Here is a 249-nt window from a genome sequence, read left to right on the forward strand (position 1 = left end):
TGCCGGTGCTGCCGGCGCGCAAACGCTGAACATCGGCTTTGCCGATCCGCTGTCGTCGCTCGACCCGCAACTGAACAACCACGCTGGCGACCGCTCCGTCGACGTGCATTTCTGGGATCTGCTGGTCGAGAACAAGTGGAACAAGCTGCAACCCGGCCTGGCACTGTCGTGGAAGACGCTGGACCCGAAGACGTGGGAATTCAAGCTACGCCCCGGCGTGAAGTGGCACGACGGCCAGCCGTTCACGGC

1 protein-coding gene is annotated in these 249 nt (G+C 63.9%); it reads left to right on the forward strand.

From position 1 onward, the window contains the following. Positions 1–249 (forward strand): ABC transporter substrate-binding protein (locus tag ACVA6Q_RS24850; protein ID WP_446649253.1); only part of this gene is annotated, 249 nt, incomplete at both ends.

It is taken from the genome of Vibrio sp. DNB22_10_4 (genome assembly GCF_052879755.1).